This is a genomic window from Achromobacter sp. RT286_PF, from assembly GCF_059760425.1.
Genome location: NZ_JCBAMR010000017.1, coordinates 85,874 through 102,644 on the forward strand (window position 1 = coordinate 85,874; position 16,771 = coordinate 102,644).

The 16,771-nt window shown below is 61.1% G+C and carries 14 protein-coding genes; 4 read left to right on the forward strand and 10 right to left on the reverse strand.

The annotated features are described in order from the left end of the window. Positions 1–10 precede the first annotated feature (10 nt). Genes AC6LJY_RS15370 through rfbG form a run of 5 tightly spaced genes read right to left on the reverse strand, consistent with a single transcriptional unit; the run spans position 11 to position 4,456 of the window. Entirely contained in the window at positions 11–766 is a 756-nt protein-coding gene (locus AC6LJY_RS15370; RefSeq protein ID WP_277549419.1) for a cephalosporin hydroxylase family protein, read from the reverse strand. Beyond that, on the reverse strand, positions 767–1,594 hold the full coding sequence (locus AC6LJY_RS15375) for an NAD-dependent epimerase/dehydratase family protein (RefSeq protein ID WP_498136298.1): 828 nt from the start codon (positions 1,592–1,594) through the stop codon (positions 767–769). Next, on the reverse strand, positions 1,594–2,835 hold the full coding sequence (locus tag AC6LJY_RS15380) for a methyltransferase domain-containing protein (protein ID WP_498136299.1): 1,242 nt from the start codon (positions 2,833–2,835) through the stop codon (positions 1,594–1,596). Before AC6LJY_RS15380 ends, AC6LJY_RS15375 begins: the two co-directional genes overlap by 1 nt. Further along, complete coding sequence (locus AC6LJY_RS15385) at positions 2,832–3,389, reverse strand: dTDP-4-dehydrorhamnose 3,5-epimerase family protein (RefSeq protein ID WP_498136300.1); 558 nt, start codon at positions 3,387–3,389, stop codon at positions 2,832–2,834. Before AC6LJY_RS15385 ends, AC6LJY_RS15380 begins: the two co-directional genes overlap by 4 nt. Next, entirely contained in the window at positions 3,386–4,456 is a 1,071-nt protein-coding gene (rfbG, locus tag AC6LJY_RS15390; RefSeq protein ID WP_498136301.1) for a CDP-glucose 4,6-dehydratase, read from the reverse strand. Before rfbG ends, AC6LJY_RS15385 begins: the two co-directional genes overlap by 4 nt. Before the next feature lie 246 nt (positions 4,457–4,702). On the opposite strand from rfbG, the gene AC6LJY_RS15395 reads away from it, so the two are divergent. Then, on the forward strand, positions 4,703–5,452 hold the full coding sequence (locus tag AC6LJY_RS15395; protein ID WP_498136302.1) for a class I SAM-dependent methyltransferase: 750 nt from the start codon (positions 4,703–4,705) through the stop codon (positions 5,450–5,452). 85 nt (positions 5,453–5,537) lie between these two features. Here the strand turns inward: AC6LJY_RS15395 and rfbF are convergent, their stop codons facing one another. From rfbF to AC6LJY_RS15420, 5 genes are all read right to left on the reverse strand, one after another. After that, entirely contained in the window at positions 5,538–6,308 is a 771-nt protein-coding gene (gene rfbF / locus AC6LJY_RS15400; RefSeq protein WP_127184304.1) for a glucose-1-phosphate cytidylyltransferase, read from the reverse strand. After that, a complete protein-coding gene (locus tag AC6LJY_RS15405; protein WP_498136303.1) occupies positions 6,305–9,715 on the reverse strand; it encodes an O-linked N-acetylglucosamine transferase family protein in 3,411 nt (1,136 codons plus the stop codon). Before AC6LJY_RS15405 ends, rfbF begins: the two co-directional genes overlap by 4 nt. A 249-nt stretch (positions 9,716–9,964) precedes the next feature. After that, a complete protein-coding gene (locus AC6LJY_RS15410; protein WP_498136304.1) occupies positions 9,965–11,650 on the reverse strand; it encodes a flagellin N-terminal helical domain-containing protein in 1,686 nt (561 codons plus the stop codon). Between the two features lie 239 nt (positions 11,651–11,889). After that, the gene (locus AC6LJY_RS15415; RefSeq protein WP_498136305.1) at positions 11,890–13,494 is read right to left on the reverse strand and encodes a methyltransferase regulatory domain-containing protein; all 1,605 of its coding nucleotides are present in this window, start codon (positions 13,492–13,494) and stop codon (positions 11,890–11,892) included. A gap of 152 nt (positions 13,495–13,646) precedes the next feature. Continuing rightward, entirely contained in the window at positions 13,647–14,402 is a 756-nt protein-coding gene (locus tag AC6LJY_RS15420; protein WP_046806432.1) for an RNA polymerase sigma factor FliA, read from the reverse strand. A 431-nt stretch (positions 14,403–14,833) separates the two neighbouring features. Between AC6LJY_RS15420 and flhD the strand changes: the two genes are divergently transcribed. The 3 genes from flhD (at position 14,834) to motA (ending at position 16,771) form a co-directional block, all read left to right on the forward strand. After that, positions 14,834–15,157 (forward strand): flagellar transcriptional regulator FlhD, encoded by a 324-nt coding sequence (gene flhD / locus AC6LJY_RS15425; RefSeq protein ID WP_046806433.1) that lies wholly within the window; start codon positions 14,834–14,836, stop codon positions 15,155–15,157. A gap of 32 nt (positions 15,158–15,189) precedes the next feature. After that, complete coding sequence (gene flhC, locus AC6LJY_RS15430; protein WP_046806434.1) at positions 15,190–15,771, forward strand: flagellar transcriptional regulator FlhC; 582 nt, start codon at positions 15,190–15,192, stop codon at positions 15,769–15,771. 130 nt (positions 15,772–15,901) lie between these two features. Further along, complete coding sequence (gene motA, locus AC6LJY_RS15435) at positions 15,902–16,771, forward strand: flagellar motor stator protein MotA (RefSeq protein ID WP_046806435.1); 870 nt, start codon at positions 15,902–15,904, stop codon at positions 16,769–16,771.

Consider the following 16,771-nt stretch of genomic DNA (forward strand, 5'->3'; position numbering starts at 1 on the left):
GCCTGGCTCGTCAGGCCTTGCGGCGCAGGAAGCCGTCCGGCGCGGACGTGACCAGCAGGCGGTCTTCCACCGAGCGGTCGATTTCGAACTCGGGGTGCTGCTTGATCCATTCCCACACGGCGGTCTTGGGGTTGTTGCCCTTGCCCCAGTGACGGCCCGGCCATTCGTAGTCGGCCGGCATGTCTTCCACGAAGGTGTCGAAGACCACGCAATAGCTGCCGACGCTGACCAGATCGGCGTAGGCATTCAGTTCCGCCAGCACGTGGTCATGCGTGTGGTTCGAATCCAGGCAGACCATGATGTTCTTCTTGCCCTCGGCATGCGCGCGCACTTGCGCGATGGTCGCGGGATCAATGCTGGACCCTTCGATCAGGTGGATACGCTGCGCCAGCGGATGGGCTTCGATGGCCTTGCGGTTGTGCTCGCGGATCTCGATGTCCACGCCCACCACGTCGCCCGCGCCCAGCAATTGCAGCATGGACGCCGACAGCATCAACGAGCCGCCGTGCGCAATGCCCGTTTCGATGATCAGGTCCGGCTTCACGGCCCAGATCAGCTCTTGCATGGCCATCGCGTCCATGGGCAGTTGGATCAGCGGACGCCCGGCCCACGAGAAGTTGTTCATGTACTTGCGTTCCAGCGCCATTTGGCGCCACGCAATGGACAGCTCGCGGAATTCCTGGTCGGTGGCGAAGCCGGCAATGCGGGCCTGCTTTTCCTGGCGGTATTCGGGGTGCGCGTCGGGCGTGGTTTCAAGGTAGGACATTCAGATTCCTTTGTGCAGGCGGTACTGCGCCAGAAAATTCGGGAAATAGTCGGAGAAGGCGCGCGGCGCAACGCCGCAAAGCGCCTGGATGCGGCTTACGTCCACATCGGCAAAGGCCCATTCGGGTGCACCGGGCGCCACGTTGCAGGGGTAGCCCAGCGACTGTTGCAGCCAGTGGGCAACTTCGCGGTTGTCGACGCTTGCGCCATGCGCCACGTTGAAGATGCCGCTGGCGTCTTCTGATTGCGCAATGGCCAATATTTGCGACACTGCGTCGTCGATGTAGAGATAGTCTTTGCGCGAAGAAAGCGAGGTGCGCAGCGTAATGCCGTTGCCGCGCGCGCCTTCTTCCAGCAATTGGTCGATAAAGCTGTCGGGCGTATCGCGCAGGCCCACGATATTGGACAGGCGCGCCACTTTGGCGCCGCGGCGGCCACCGTGCAGGCACAGCGATTCACCCATCAGCTTGGACAGGTTGTAGAGGTCGCTCGGGTCATTCGGGTTGACGGCAAGCGTTGCGCTCTCGCGCGTATCGGCAGAGCCCGCGTAGACCCGCGTGCTGGACAGGTAGGTCAGGCTGTCGAAATTGCCGGCCGCGAGCAGGCTGCGCAGCAGGCAGACGTGCGCCTCCACGGTTTCCAATGGCCGGCTGCGGAAATCCGAAGTCAGCCCAATGGCGTAGATGACGTGGCCCAAGGGGCGCGTCATCAAGCCAGGGTCATGGCGTGGCGGCGCCTGGCAAGGCGTACCGTCGGCGCGCAGGCGCGCGACAAGGTGCCGGCCGATGAAGCCCGTAGCGCCCAACACCGTGACCGGCTGCTTGTTCATTACTGCGCCGCGCTCTCGATGGACAAGGACGGAATGGCCGTAACCAGCTTGGCGTGCCATTCACGGCGCGCATAGTCCAGTTGCGCGGACACCTCGGTCTTCAGGTTCCAGGGCAGGATCAGGATGTACTCGGGCTTGTCTTCCCGAAGCGTGGCTTCCGCGACGATGGGAATGTGGCTGCCCGGCAGGTACTTGTCTTGTTTGGCGGGGTTCAGGTCCACCACGTAGGCAAGCAGGTCGGGTCGCACGCCGGCAAAATTCAGCAGCGTGTTGCCTTTGGCGGCCGCGCCATACGCGGCGATGCGTTTGCCGCTGCGGCGCAATTCCACCAGGAAGGCCAGCAGGTCGTTCTTGACGCGCTCCGCCTGTTCCTGGAAGCGCGAATAGAAGGCGGGGCCGGTCATGCCGGCCTGCTGCTCTTCGGCCAGCGTGCTCGCCACCTCGGCGGTGACCTCATGCTTGCCGGTATCCAGGCGTTGCGCAAAGACGCGCAGGCTGCCGCCGTGGGTGGAAAGAGGCTCTACGTCGAACACCGCCAGCCCGTTGGCGGCGAAGATCCGCGACACGGCGGTCAGAGACAGGTACGAGTAATGCTCGTGGTAAGCGGTATCGAACTGGCTTTCCTGCACCATGCGCAGCAAGTGCGGGAATTCAAACGTGGCAACGCCCTGGGGCTTGAGCAGCGCCGCAAAGCCCGAGACGAAATCATTGATGTCCGGCACGTGCGCCAGCACATTGTTGGCGGCGATCAAGTCCGCCGCTCGGCCCTGTTCGGCCAACTCGTCACCAAGTTCCACGCCAAAGAATCGTTGCACGATGTCGATGCCGCGTTCGCGGGCGGCTTGCGCGGTGCTGGCGGTGGGTTCGACCCCATAGCAGGGGATGCCGGCCGCCTGCACGTATTGCAGCAAGTAGCCATCGTTGGCGGCGATCTCGGTGACCATGCTGCCGGCGTTCAGGCCAAACCGGCCGATCATCTCGTCCACATAGCGGCGCGAATGCGCCAGCCAGGAAGACGAAAACGAACTGAAATAGGCGTAGTCGTCGGTGAACAGCGCTTCGCGGCCGGCGTGGTCTTCGGTCTGGACCAGCCAGCATGTTTCGCACACCAGGATGCGCAGCGGAAACCAGGTCTCGGGACCGCGCAGGGCGGTGGCGCTCAGGTAGGCGTTGGACGGGGGCGCGTGGCCCAGGTCCAAAAAGGGCAGGCGCAATTCAGCCTGGCAATGACGGCACTTCACAGTGCGACTCCCGGAAATGCAGTGTCCAGGCGGGGGTGTTGCTGATCACGCTCGGACACTTGGGTAAAGGGAAGGGGCCAGGCGATGCCCAGCCGGGCGTCCTGGAAATGCAGGCCGGCCTCGGACTGGGGCGCATACGGCGCGGAATGGCAATAGAGCATGTCGACGTCGTCGGTCAGGGTTTGAAAGCCGTGAGCGAAGCCTTCCGGGATCAACAGCGCGCGGCCGTTGTCGGCGGACAGGCGTTCGGCATGCCATTGAAGAAAGGTGGGAGACCCCTGGCGTACATCCACGGCAACATCCCAGACGGCGCCACGGATGCAACTGACAAGCTTGATCTCGGCATGAGGCGGCAGTTGGTAATGCATGCCGCGAACGGTGCCGGCCTGGGCGGTGTAGGTGTGGTTGACCTGTTCCATGCCCCCGTTCCAGCCGCAGGTGCGCAGGTCGGCGCCATCAAACAGACGGGCCAGAAAGCCGCGCGCGTCGCCACGGGGATGGCGTTGCACGATCTTCAGGCCGGCCAGCGGCGTGTCGATAATGTCCAGGCTCATGGTTGGGCCTCGTACAAATCGATATCGGCGTTGCACAGGGCGCGGGCGTCTTCGCCCGCGTCAAAGCGGCGATACCAGTCCATGCTGCGTGCGACGGCCTGCGCCAACGGCCAGCGGGGCGCGACGTTCAGCGTTGCGCGGGCCTTGGACGTGTCCAGGGTGAGCAGGCCGGCCTCGTGCGGGCCTTCGACCTGGTCTGCGTAGCGGGTGCTGCCCTGGCCATATGTGGCCTGGGCCAGATCCACCACGGTGCGCACCGGCGCGGCTTCGCCGGCGTCGGGGCCGAAGTTGTAGGCGTCCGCCAGCGCCGGCGTGTCCCACAGCGCCTGCGCCAAGGTCAGGTAGCCGGCCAGTGGTTCCAGCACGTGTTGCCAGGGGCGGACGGACTGCGGCCGCCGGACATGCAGTTCGCCATTGCCGCGCCAGGCGCGCACGGCGTCGGGCAGCAGGCGGTCCTGGGACCAGTCGCCGCCGCCGATCACATTGCCGGCGCGCGCGCTGGCGATTGCCAGTCCCTGGCCCTGCAGAAAGGCGTCGCGGTACGAGGCGATGACCAGTTCGCTGGCCGCCTTGCTGGCGCTGTAGGGATCATGCCCGCCCAGCGTGTCGTTCTCGCGGTAGGGATAGGGCCATTCATTGTTGCGGTAGACCTTGTCGGTCGTGACCATGACGGCGGCCCGGGCCGACGGCGCGGCGCGCAGGGCGTCCAGCAGATGGGCCGTGCCCATGATGTTGGTCGCGAACGTCTCTACCGGCTGCGCGTAGCTCGGGCGGACCAGGGCCTGCGCGGCCAGGTGTAGCACGATGTCCGGCCGGACGGCGACCACCTGTTCGCGCAGCGCCGCAGCGTCGCGGATGTCGCAATAACGACTGTCGACTAGGTCGCCGACGCGGGCGGCCCGGTACAGGCTGGGCTCGGTGTAGGGCGGCAATGCGATGCCGGTGACCTGAGCACCCAGGCGATGCAGCCAGATCGCCAGCCAGCCGCCCTTGAAGCCGGTGTGGCCAGTCAGCAGAACCCGTTTGCCGCGCCAGAAGGGGGGGGGAGGCGTAATGGACCCGGTCATGAGTGGTTCTGCCGCAAATAAGAAGGAGGCGGCATTCTTGATTGATGAAAAGTGAGGGAATGGACTCTTTGTAGTGTGGACATTCTAAGCAGGTAAGCGTTCGCCAATAGATGGATCAGTATAGAAATCAACCCCCAGTTTTCCGGCAAGCTGAGGATGCTGGTCCGGTAACATGTCCGTTGATATTCCGCGAGCACTCTGCCCGTACTCCGTACTTAGACGCCCCCATTCACTAAGAAGTCGAACATGAGCAACAACCATTTGAAAGCGGTGTTTTTTGGGCTGAAAGATCCATCAAAGTTCTTTCAGGGAATCCAATCTGCCATGGATGGAGTGAACGTTCTCGCGGGCACCTACGCCGGCGACAATCTCTTCACCTATCACCGGAATCTGGGGTTTTTGGAAGACCAGAAGCTGATGGATGCCTTCAAAAAGCATGCAGCTACGGAAGTGGAGCAGGCCGTGTTGTGGCGAATTTCAGTCGTTCTCTGGGGGGTGCGAAACGGATTGCGCCTGGAGGGAGATTTCGTCGAGTGCGCCTGCTATAAAGGCACGACGGCACGAATCGTCTGCGATGCGATCGACTTTGGGTCGCTTCAAGATCGCCACTATTACCTTTACGACCTTTTCGATCACGACCCCAACTTGCCCCACCATGCCATGCCGGAGCACAGCAAGCAGTTGTATGGCTGGGTGAAAGAAAGGTTTTCCGACCTACCCAACGTAACCGTTACGCAAGGCAAGGTTCCCGATGTCCTCGAGGATGTCGCACCTAAAAAGATCGCATTCATGCATCTCGACTTGAACAATGCTGACGCGGAAGTCGGAGCGCTTGATGTACTGTTTGATCGAATGGTGCCCGGTGCCGTGCTCCTTCTGGACGACTATGGCTGGCTCGCCTACCGTGCGCAAAAGGACGCCGAAGATCCCTGGTTCGCGAAACGGGGTTATCGGGTATTGGAACTGCCGACGGGGCAGGGCCTGATCATCAAGTGAACGCTGCTGAATCGGGACGGCGCACTGCCGTCCCTTCCCGCGATTGTCTTAAGGGACTTTGGTTATTGGCTGCCAAATGACCCCCTCACCAAACCTTCCAAGGCGCCTCGCCAGAGTTCCAAAGCGACTCAAGCAGGTTTTTTTCACGGAGCGTGTCCATGGGCTGCCAGAAGCCCAAGTGTTCGTAGGCATGCAGTTGGCCGCTGCGGCTCAATGATTCCAGGGGCGCAGCTTCCCAACTCGTGTCATCGCCCTCGATCAACGACAACACGCTAGGCGATAGAACGAAGAAGCCGCCATTGATCAGCCCGCCGTCGCCGCGAGGCTTTTCCGTGAAGCCGGTTACGCGGTTGCCTTCGCGTCGCAGTGCACCGTATCGGCCTGGAGGTTGTACCGCGGTCACGGTTGCTTGCCTTCCATGGTCGCGGTGGAACGCGAGTAGCGCGCTGATGTCTATGTCGGCAACTCCATCGCCGTATGTGAAGCAGAAGGCTTCTTCGTCCTTCACGTAATCAGTCACTCTCTTCAGCCGGCCCCCGGTCATCGTGGTTTCGCCGGTGTCCACGAGCGTCACGCGCCAAGGCTCCGCCTTTCGCTGGTGAACTTCCATGCGGTTGTCGGCCATGTCGAAGGTGACATCCGACATGTGCAGGAAGTAGTTCGCGAAATACTCTTTGATCATGTAGCCCTTGTAGCCGCAGCAGATCACGAAGTCGTTCACGCCGTGGGCGGAATAGGTCTTCATGATGTGCCACAGGATGGGCCGCCCGCCGATCTCGATCATCGGCTTGGGGCGCGTGTGGGTTTCTTCAGAAATCCTTGTGCCAAGGCCGCCGGCCAGAATGATTGCCTTCATGCTTTCTTCTCACACCATTTAGCGAACATGCTGCGCAGGGCAGCTTCAAACTTTCGGGCAAACCCGGATTCGTCCATCAAGGCGCTGGCCCGCATGTCGTCACGCAGCTCGTTGCGCAGGACCTGCAGCGCCGGCAGATCGCTGGCGAGATCGACGACCTTCTGGATATAGGCTTGCTCATCGTCCGCGATCCATTCCGGATGGCCCACTCCATTCAGCACGGAGGCGCCAATGCGGCCGACGCTCGGGCGGTCGGCCAGCGTGACGTAAGGTATGCCCATATACAGCGTTTCGACCAGCGTGACTCCCGAGTTGTGCGGAAAGCAGTCAAGGCCGATGTCCATGCCACGCAGCACATCCCAGGGCGGGCTGGTACAACCGATTTCAAGGCGGTTGCGCTCTATTCCATGGGCTTCGAAGCGGCGGATCAGCTGCTCGCACATGGGGCCGTCGCGGTAGCTCGCGCTGTTGACCACAAGGTGCGCCTTGGGTAAACGGCGCAAAATTTCGGACCAGACCTTGACGGTGCGGTCGTTCATTCGGATTGCGCGGGTCAACGTGCCAAGCGTCACATAGCCATTGCTCAACGCCGGGAGTGGTCCCGGATCACCGGTGGTGTTACCGGGCCGGTAGATGAAGTTGCATTGCTCCAGGCGCCAGGGTTCTTCCGAAAACAACCGTTCGTAGCCTTTCGGCAGCATGGCCTCGTCGGTCATGATGTAATCAATCGCCGACAGTCCGGTCGTATAGCCGAATCCCAGCCAGGTCACCGACACGGGCGCCGGTTTGCGAGCAAACGCACCCAAGCGATTTCCGGCGGTGTGTCCGGCCACATCGATCAGGATGTCGATGCCGTCCGAGCGGATGCGTTCGGCCAGTTGTGCATCGGTCAATGTGGCGGTGGGCACCCAGCGGTCGAAATAGGCTTTGAGGCGGGGTGTCGTGGCGTCTTCGGACACCAGCTCCGCGTACGCGGTCAACTCGAAGCGGTCGCGGTCATGGTGCGCGAACAAGGGTTCGATAAAACAATTGCCTGAATGGTGACGGAAGTCCGGCGAAACGTAGCCGATCTTCAGTTTTCGGTCAGGGTTGCGGCCGTTGTTATGCGGCTTCCATGTCGAGCGCAAGTGCACGCATTGTTCGGCATCGTAGTCGGCATAGGCCTGGAACACCTCTTCCGCCGTGCGCTCATCGGAATAGTTCAGCGCGAACAACAGATTGTTGCGCGCAACAGTCGCCGACGGATAATGCGACAGCGTTCTCCGGGTCATCTCTTCGGCGCGCGTGACCTCGCCTGAATCTATGTAGATCTTGCTCAGATTGATGAGCGCCTTGCGATGCGTGGGATCCAGAGCGAGCGCAGCGAGGTTGGATGCCTCGGCCTCCTTGTATCGCCTTTCAGCTGCCAGGGCGTCAGCAAGAGCCGAATGGGATTCGGCGCTGCGATTTGCCAACTCGACAGCTCGGCGGCTGATTACGATCGCTTCAGAGGTGCGCCCCAGCTGGGTAAGCACTGCGGCCAGCATGATGTGGCTCTGCGCATCGGCGGGCGCCAAATCCAGCATGGTCAGCGCAGCCTGCAATGCTTCCAGGTTTCGGAACGTGCCAAAGAGCGAGAACGCAAGGGCTTCCCAGGCATCCCAGAAATTTGGAGCGAGCTTGATAATGCGGCGGGCTGCCTGCTCGGTGTCCACATGCGCCTTTTTCATCAGCAGTTCGTGCATTCGCTTGGCCTGAGCCGCAATGATTGGAGGCGGATTGGGCTGATGCCCGTTTCCAGACAGGACACGCGCATGCAGACATATGCTGGCCATGGCGCTCGCGTACAGGCCTGTCAGCGGCATGTAGCCGTCGGCCGACGCCTTGAGCGTACTGCGAAGCATATCGGCCCAAGCCTTGGCACCGCCATGCGCGAGCGCATAGCGTTTAAGCATGGTCAGGGTTTCGCCCACGTCTGCAGGCTCGAACGAATCGCCATCCCCGGTGGTCGCAGAGGGCAGTCGTCCCGTCGCCAGATTCTCAAGGATCACCAGTTGGGCGCGCGACGGCATGAAATTGACCGTTTCGTGCCACAGGTTGAAACGTGGCAACGCGGCCTCGCCGGATGCCGGGGAATCGGTTAGGAACCCCAATAGACGCAGCGGCGTTTCTGCCTCGAGGTCGTAAGGCCCATGATCCAGGCAGTAATGGATCAGGTCGTGTTCCATCAGCGTATGCAGCAGGCGGTCCAGGATCTTTCGTGCGGCCGTGTCATCGATCTGATTGCGGTGCAACAGGACTGCGAGCAGCGTCGAGTAGGGCAGTGTGCCAGGCCAGGCATGCCCCAACGTATCGACCACGGTCACCATGTCGGGATCGTGCGTGATCAGGGATCGGCCCAGATGGTTCACATAGGCTGCGCCCTGTTCCTGGCCATTGCCGGCAAGCCGGATCGGACCGGACGCGAATCGCAAGTCGCGCAGGCGATTCATATCGAGCTTGCCAAGCGCCTCGTCTGCGAGCTGCTGGGGTATCCAAAGGCACTGGCGGAAACCGCGGCCGGTGGCGAAATCGAGGTATTGTTGGCGGACAGTCGCGGGTTGGCCTAGGGCCAGCAGACTATGGTTCAGAGACACCCCCTGTCCGAATGACAGGGGGATTTCGCTTAGAGGTTGCGCGTCGCCCAGGTAGGCGAGCCCGGCCTGCGCGGCTCGGCCCGCGATTTCGACGAAGTAACTCGGGTTGCACACCAAAGGGTCCGTGTGAGCCGGCTGCTCATCGGCGCGGTAGCTTTGATCGAATTGCGCGGCTGCTGCGGAAAGCGATGCGTTGAACGGATTGCCTGCCGCCATGCCGTCTTTGAACAGCGTCAGGGCGGCGATGGCGGATTGCCTCAGCTCGTCATTGTTCGTTGCGGCATGACCGTGCAGCATGATGGCGTCGCGCACCACCTCAAGCGATTTTGCACCGGGATACACATGGCAGTCCAAGTAAAGGATGCCGTTTGGCGACAACAGTTGGCCGCATGCCTTCATCAGATCCTGGCCTGCCTCCTCGGGCAGGAAACTGTATCGGCCGGTGGCGATGATGTAGTCAAACTTTCCGAGCTGGCTACCGACGTCGGATACGTCACCGACATAAAGTTGCACATTGGTGGCTACCAGCCGGCGGGCAGCTTCCGTGCCTTGCGCGATCAGGGCCTCCGAGGTGTCGATACCGATCGCCTGCGCCTTGGGGTAGGCCAGCGCAAATGGCAGCAGGCCGGAACCGTCGCCACAGCCAATCGTCAGTATCCGCGCTTGCTCCAAGGGAACGGCGTCGATGCCATAGAGATGCGCCGTCGCCCGCAGTCTTGCGGGAGAATGGCTGGGAGCGACAGGGCCGGGCTCTGCGGCGGTTTGGCGGTGGATGTAGGCCGGATGGAACATGTGGCTTGGCGGTGGAACGAACCAACTGAGTTTGTTGCAGCAATTCTACGAATGAGTGGCGCGCCCTATTCGATCAATCAGCGTGCGAATATCCCGTCAGTTTCAGAGAAGCTGAAGCGCCGCGCAGACGCGAAAAAAAGCCCGCCATAAGGCGGGCTTTGGTTTCCTTGCATCGGCGCGAAGGACCGATGCGGCCGGGCAATAAGGAGAGGGTGATCTCTCTCCATTGCCCGTGAGGCGGTTCTTGAATTAACGCAGCAGCGACAGAACCGTTTGCGGCACTTGGTTGGCTTGCGCCAGAACCGAGGTACCGGCTTGTTGCAGGATCTGAGCCTTGGACATGTTCGACACTTCCGTGGCGTAGTCCGCGTCTTGAATACGCGAACGAGCGTTGGACAGGTTGTTGACCACGTTGTTCAGGTTCGAGATCGTCGATTCCAGACGGTTCTGCACAGCACCCAGTTCGCCGGTCAGCTTGTCCAGCTTGGTGAAGGCAGCGTCCAGCGTCTTCAGCGGATCGGTGGTCTTCGTGCCTTCGCTGGTGGTTGCGGTGGTCAGCTTGCCGTCAGAGTTGACGTAAGCCGTTGCACCAACCTTGGCTTCGTAGTCGCCCGTGCCCGTGCCGCTCTTGACGGTGGCCTTGCCCGTGTTGGGATCAACCGTGTACACCGTGGTGTAGTTCTTGGTGGTCGTGAACTCGCCCGTGTCGTCGACGAAGGTCGTGGCCGAGACACCATTGGTCAGTGCCACGGTGGCGCTGGTGATGCCAGAACCCAGTTGAATCGACGAGTCGGCGGCACCCTTGACGTTGGCCAGCAGGGCATCCGAAGCGATGGTGTTGGTGAATTGCAGCTTGGCGGCATTACCAGCACCGCCGACGTTCGAGTACGTCTTGCCGCCGATCGAAACAGACGAGGTGCCGGCTGCGTTCGTGGTGGCTGCAGCTTGCAACACGCCGTCCAGCGTGGCAGCGGTGGCGCTGGCGCTGTTGGTCGTCAGGTTGCCGGCGGTGTCCAGATAGGCTGCCTGGCCGCCGATGGTGACCTTGCCCGTCGCGTCGACTTCGAACGAGGTCGAAGCGGAGCCGTTGCTGTGGGTGTAGCTGGCGGTGGTGGTGCCGGTGGCCGGGCGCAGCGTGTTTGCCAGCGCGGTGATGGAGCCAGCATCGGAGGCCGACTTGTCGGTGAACGTGAAGTTCTTGGCGGTGGAGTCGTACGTGTAGGTCGTAGCGGCGGTGCCCGTGCCCACGGTGACCTTGTTGCCGTTTTGCAGCTTGCCGAACGTGTCTTCAGCGGTGGCCGAAGCGTGGTTCGTTTGAACGGTCCAGTCGTTGCCTGCGGCGGTGCCGTTGGCAGCTTGCAGATCCGACACGGTGGCCGAACGGTTTTGGGTCACGCCCGAGCCGTTCACGTTGAAGCCGTCCAGACCCAGCGTCTTGACGCTGATTTCCGACAGGTTCAGGGTGATCGTTTCGCCGTCGTTGGCGCCAACTTGCAGCGTCAGGGGCTTGGCCGAATCCGACAGAACCTTCACGCCGTTGAAGTCGGTTTGTTGCGAGATGCGGTCGATGTCCGACAGACGTTGGTTGATTTCGTCTTGCATCGAGTTCAGCTGTTCTTGCGAGTAGCTGCCGTTGGCGGCTTGCACCGACAATTCGCGAACACGTTGCAGGTGGGTGTTGACTTCGGAGGCGGCGCCTTCCGTCGTCTGAGCCAGCGAGATACCGTCGTTGGCGTTACGAGCGGCTTGGGTCAGGCCCTTGACGTTCGCGGTGAAGCGGTTGGCAATGGCCATACCGGCGGCGTCGTCCTTGGCGCTGTTGATGCGCAGGCCCGACGACAGGCGTTCGATGGCGGTACCGAGGGAAGATTGCGACTTGTTCAGGTTGTTCTGAGCAACGAGCGACAAGTAGTTGGTGTTAATGACTGCAGCCATGTTTAGGCTCCCAAGAGAGAAAGGCTTCTTCAAACCGGGCAGCGGGGCCGCCCATCGTGTTAACGGGAGAATTCGCTTTCTTGCGTCTTCGAATTTCTCCGTTGTCAGGATTACGGCAGTCGCAAATCAATCTTTAGGCTTTTTTTTCGGCAATCGTAAATATGTTGGCTTTATTAGGCGGTTCCGCGGCGCGGGCCCGGCGCTTGCCGGCAAGGCGCTGGCCGTGGAAGTTGTAAGCTTCAATTCACCAGCAGGCCGGTGCGTCGCAATTCAGCCAGCAAGGCATTCAGGAATTCCTGCGCCACGGGTTCCAGATTCCGCGCACCCTTATACGACTGGCCGTTGGGGTGGGGCCTACGTCCGGATGTCAGGGTGTCGCGCGTCAGGGTGCGAAGCTCCGCCACGCTGCGCGAGCCGTCCATATGCAGGGCGATGAATCGGCCCAATGCGTCAGCGGGCGGCGTTACGGGTTGGTGCCACAGGTTGTACATACCCACTTGGCATGCCGTGCTTGTTACTTCATCTAGTAGTTCGCGGGCACCCGGGATCAAAGCGGGCTTGGCGTCGGGCGCCAGGTAGGGCGATGGCTCCATACGGAAATGAACCCCGCTGGATTGCACCAGTGTGATCAGGTTCATGTAGACCACGTTGGCCAGGTCGTCCCCTTGCACGCCCGAATGGTGGGATTGCGCAATGTCCAGCAGCGCGTCAAACGGCAGAGAGCGCGGCCATGCCTTGTTCAGCGCGTCGATCAGGCCGAGCATGGCCGGGTCTTTGCTGCTGAGGGTCGCGCCGTTGGGGGTCAGGTAGTGGCGATGTTCCGCCGAGGCGCCAGGCGAGGGGGCGGCGGCGTCAAGCCGCGTGGCGAAGTGCATGGCTTTGAACGCCGTGCCCTCGGGCTGCTCAAGCATTTTTTCCGCGCGCTCGCCATGCACCAGCAGGCTTTTGCGGAAAGAGCGGCCCACCGCGAAATCCAGATACTGTTCGCGCATTTCGCGGTTGCCCTTGGCCGACAAGCCGTTCAGGCCCAGCGCGACCTTGCTGCCGTAGGTGGAAGCGAAGGTCAGATGCGGTTCGGAGTCCGTCAGATACGCCATCCCGGCCTGCTGGGCGGCAGCGGCGAATTCCAGGAAGTAGCAAGGCGTGTTGATCGCTTCCAGGTATTCGTGCAGCAGGTAGTGGTCGGACTGTCCGCGCAGTTTATGCGCCGCGGCCTGCAGGGCCGACTGCAGCGGATTGTTGTGCCACAAGCCGTTTTCCAACAGGTCCAACATCTCTTTGGCGCTGGCCAGCTTCTCTTGTGCGGTTTGCGCGCCAAAGCTGTTCAGGATCATGGCATCGCGGACCACGTCCGCGGCTTTCCATCCGGGGTAGGTGTTGTAACTGACGTAGGCAACACCCTCGGGCGCGAGGTTTTCGCGGCAGATGCGCAGGATTGCGTCGCGGACTTCGGGCGGCACCCAGCTGAACACGCCGTGGCAGATGATGTAGTCGAACACCCCCAATTCAGCGGTGACATCGGTCACGCTCATTGCGCGCAGGTCCAGATTGCGGGCGCCGATCTTTTCGGCAACCTGCTGGCCGGCTTCGATTTGTTGCGGCGCCAAGTCTATGCCGACGACGCGAGCGTTGGGGTGGGCCAAAGCGAAGGGAAGCAGGTTCCCACCCGCCGCGCAGCCTAGTTCCAGTACCCGTGCGGTATCAAGCGCGGGCGCGGCCAAGCCATAAAGGCTTGCCACTGCGCGCAGGTTGCCCGGCGACGTGTACGCGAATGCGTTCGATATATAGGGGGTTTCGTCGTAGGCGTCGGAGATGGCCTGAGTCAAATAATCGGCTGCGGTCATTGCGGAATTCCAGGGGAAGGGGCGGCGCGCGGTTTGAACGCGACTGCTTGCGGATTGGGATGCTGTGCGAAAGGCTATCAGCGTGGCGTTCGGCTATATGGGCCGAACAGCGATGGATTTGCGGGGGAATTTCCTGTCGCGAAATCGCCCCATCAAATAATCTGCGCGATCTGCCCTTCCAGCGGCAGGTCCTGCCAAGCCATTTCTTTCAGCTTCGCCCGGATCCGCGCCGTGGCCTGCGACCGTAACTGGCACACCCGTGCCTCGGTCACATTCATGATGGCGCCGATCTCTTTCAGATTCAGGCCCTGCTCGTAGCACAGCGACAGCAACAACTTCTCCCGATCAGGCAAGGCATCAATCGCCTGCACCAGCGCCTGGCGGAAATCACCAGCCAGTAACGCATCCAGCGGATTCCCGCCGGCCGAGCCGTGGTTCAGCGTGGCGGTCCAGTCGGATTGGCCGGAGGCGGAATCGGGTTCGGTGGTGAAGTCTTCGTAATGCACGATCTGCACGCCTTGGGCGTCGTGCAGCAGCGATTGGTATTCGCCGATCGGCATTTCAAGCTGGGCGGCGATCTCGGCTTCGGAAGGCGCGCGCATCAGGCGCTGCTCGAGCTGCTGGATAGCCTGCTCGATCTTGCGCGCCTTGGTGCGGACGCTGCGGGGCAGCCAGTCCTGGCCGCGAAGCTCGTCCAGCATCGCGCCACGAATACGGGTCGTGGCGTAGGTCTCGAATTGGGCGTCTGCCGTTTCCTGATAGCGCCTTACGGCGTCAAGCAGGCCGATCATGCCGGCCTGTATCAGGTCGTCGAGCTCCACACTAGCGGGTAGCCGTGCGAGCAATTGCAGGGCCAGCTTCCGCACTAGCGGGGCATATTCGACCAAGCTGTCATCTGCGTGGGGCATTGCGGGAATGTCAGGCGGTGTCCATCGTGACGCATCGTCAGACGTTGTCAATTTGCGACATTGTCGACAAACGCGCGGCTGCGCTAAAGCGACCAGGATTTAGTGATCGGCAAGGTGACATTGTCGGCACTGCACAACATTTCATTCCTGGAAGTACGCAACGTTTTGAATGCTTATTTGCCAAATTGACGTAAATTCGTCACGAGTTTCTATGTCAATGTGTATCGAAACTCACAGGTTGCGCAATATCAACAAAGATTTGTCATATAAGTCATAGAAAATGACATCACCTGTGGTAAATTTTACTTAAATTGCGAACAAATGATACATTTCGCATTAAAACAGGATGCAGCAGCAATCAGGTGTCACTAAGACACCGGTGCTTTTGGTTATCGAGCCCCCGTGGGTGGGATTGGGATAGGGAGTAGGGCGTGCAACAAGTCGAAAATTCTTTGCTGGCAGACATTCGCGAAGTGAATCTGTCATACCTGTTACTTGCGCAACGTATGTTGCGTGATGACTTTGCAGCATCCATGTTTCGTTTGGGATTCAGCAACGAAGTCGCTGACATCCTGATGCGCCTGTCGCCGGCGCAACTGGTCAAGCTGGCCAGCTCGAGCTCGCTGCTGTGCCGTTTCCGCTTTGATGACTACAGCCTGTTGTCGGCCCTGACCCATGATGTTCTGGGCGGCGCGCTGCAACAAGCTCACGCAACAATCTTGCTGGCCAAGCAACCTGTAGAAGAACTGGCCTGACGGCCGCTCCAACACCCACTCGGACTCGTGTAATGGCCTCCAAAAGCGTATCTCAGGAAGCGGACGACATCCTGCTTGCCAGCTCCATGATTACCCTGGGAGCGCGGCTTCAGGTTCTAGAGGCTGAAACCAGCCTCAGCCACGACCGCCTGGCACGCTTGTACCGCGAAATCCGCGGCTGCTCGCCACCCAAGGGCATGCTGCCGTTCTCGGTGGACTGGTTCATGACCTGGCTGCCGAATATTCACTCGTCGCTGTTCTACAACGTTTATTCGTTCTTGAACGCGCGCACCAGCAGCAAAGGCATTCGCGCCATCATCGACGCCTACCGCCTTTATCTGGAAAACGCCGGCCTGGATACGGCCGAAAGCTCGGAACCGGTGTTGAGCTTCACCCGTGCCTGGATGCTTGTGCGTTTCTTTGACAGCGGCATGCTCCAGCTGTCCGCCTGCCGCCAATGTGGCGGCCATTTCATCGCCCATGCCCACGATCCGCACTCGGATTTCGTGTGCGCGATCTGCCGCCCGCCTCCTCGCGCCGGCAAGACGCGCGCGGCGGCCAAAGCCCGTGCCGGCACCCGTCCGGTGCCCGCGCTCGGCGCTGCCCGTCCGTGACCCGGACGCGCCAGGCGCGCGTCCAAATACATCAAAAGCCCTGGAAAACTCCCCGTAACCCGCCTTTTTGGGTCGGGGGGAACAGGGGATCATTGACGCCAGTTTTAGACTTCGTTGGCAGGGGCCTGATGTGTTGATTGTTATCGGTTTTCTCGTGGTGATCGTGTCGGTCGTCGGCAGCTTTATAGCGCTGGGCGGCCATTTGGGCGCGCTTTACCAGCCCTTCGAGCTGACACTGATCTTTGGTGCGGCCTTTGGGGCTTTTCTTGCCGGCAACAGCAAAAAATCGCTGATGCTGGTCAAGAAGGCGCTGCCCGACGCGCTTAAAAGCTCGCGCTACAGCAAGGACGTGTACATGGAGCTGATGGCTCTGCTGTACGTGTTGTTGAATAAAGCGCGCCGTGAAGGCCTGATGGCCATCGAATCGCATATTGAGGACCCGGCTTCCAGCCCGATCTTCAGCGAATATCCGCGCATTGCCAAAGACGCGAAGCTCATGGAGTTCATTACGGACTACCTGCGCATCATGATCAGCGGCAACATGAGCTCGTTTGAAATCGAGACGCTCATGGACGAGGAAATCGAGACCTATCGCCATGAACGCGAAGTGCCCGCGCACGCGCTGCAACAGATGGCTGACGGCCTGCCGGCCTTCGGTATCGTGGCCGCGGTGCTGGGCGTGATCAAGGCGCTGGCCGCCGTGGACCAGCCGCCCGCCATTCTGGGCGACCTGATCTCCAAGGCCATGGTCGGCACGTTCCTGGGCATCTTGCTGGCGTACGGTTTCGTGGGGCCGCTGGCTTCGCGGGTCGAGCGCCGCAATGACGAGGCCATGAAAGTGCTGGAATGCATCAAGACCACGCTGCTGGCCAGCATGAACGGCTACCCGCCGCAGCTGGCGGTGGAATTTGGCCGCAAGGTGCTGTTCTCGTCCGTGCGTCCGACCTTTGGTGAGCTGGAAGAGCACGTCCGGCAAACCAAGTCGACCGGCAAGGCCTGA

What these genes read in the sequence shown, in the direction of transcription:
- AC6LJY_RS15370 (WP_277549419.1), bottom strand. Translation starts at nt 766, where the DNA reads ATGTCCTACCTTGAAACCACGCCCGACGCGCACCCCGAATACCGCCAG.
- AC6LJY_RS15375 (WP_498136298.1), bottom strand. Translation starts at nt 1,594, where the DNA reads ATGAACAAGCAGCCGGTCACGGTGTTGGGCGCTACGGGCTTCATCGGC.
- AC6LJY_RS15385 (WP_498136300.1), bottom strand. Translation starts at nt 3,389, where the DNA reads ATGAGCCTGGACATTATCGACACGCCGCTGGCCGGCCTGAAGATCGTG.
- rfbG (WP_498136301.1), bottom strand. Translation starts at nt 4,456, where the DNA reads ATGACCGGGTCCATTACGCCTCCCCCCCCCTTCTGGCGCGGCAAACGG.
- AC6LJY_RS15395 (WP_498136302.1), top strand. Translation starts at nt 4,703, where the DNA reads ATGAGCAACAACCATTTGAAAGCGGTGTTTTTTGGGCTGAAAGATCCA.
- rfbF (WP_127184304.1), bottom strand. Translation starts at nt 6,308, where the DNA reads ATGAAGGCAATCATTCTGGCCGGCGGCCTTGGCACAAGGATTTCTGAA.
- AC6LJY_RS15405 (WP_498136303.1), bottom strand. Translation starts at nt 9,715, where the DNA reads ATGTTCCATCCGGCCTACATCCACCGCCAAACCGCCGCAGAGCCCGGC.
- AC6LJY_RS15410 (WP_498136304.1), bottom strand. Translation starts at nt 11,650, where the DNA reads ATGGCTGCAGTCATTAACACCAACTACTTGTCGCTCGTTGCTCAGAAC.
- AC6LJY_RS15415 (WP_498136305.1), bottom strand. Translation starts at nt 13,494, where the DNA reads ATGACCGCAGCCGATTATTTGACTCAGGCCATCTCCGACGCCTACGAC.
- AC6LJY_RS15420 (WP_046806432.1), bottom strand. Translation starts at nt 14,402, where the DNA reads ATGCCCCACGCAGATGACAGCTTGGTCGAATATGCCCCGCTAGTGCGG.
- flhC (WP_046806434.1), top strand. Translation starts at nt 15,190, where the DNA reads ATGGCCTCCAAAAGCGTATCTCAGGAAGCGGACGACATCCTGCTTGCC.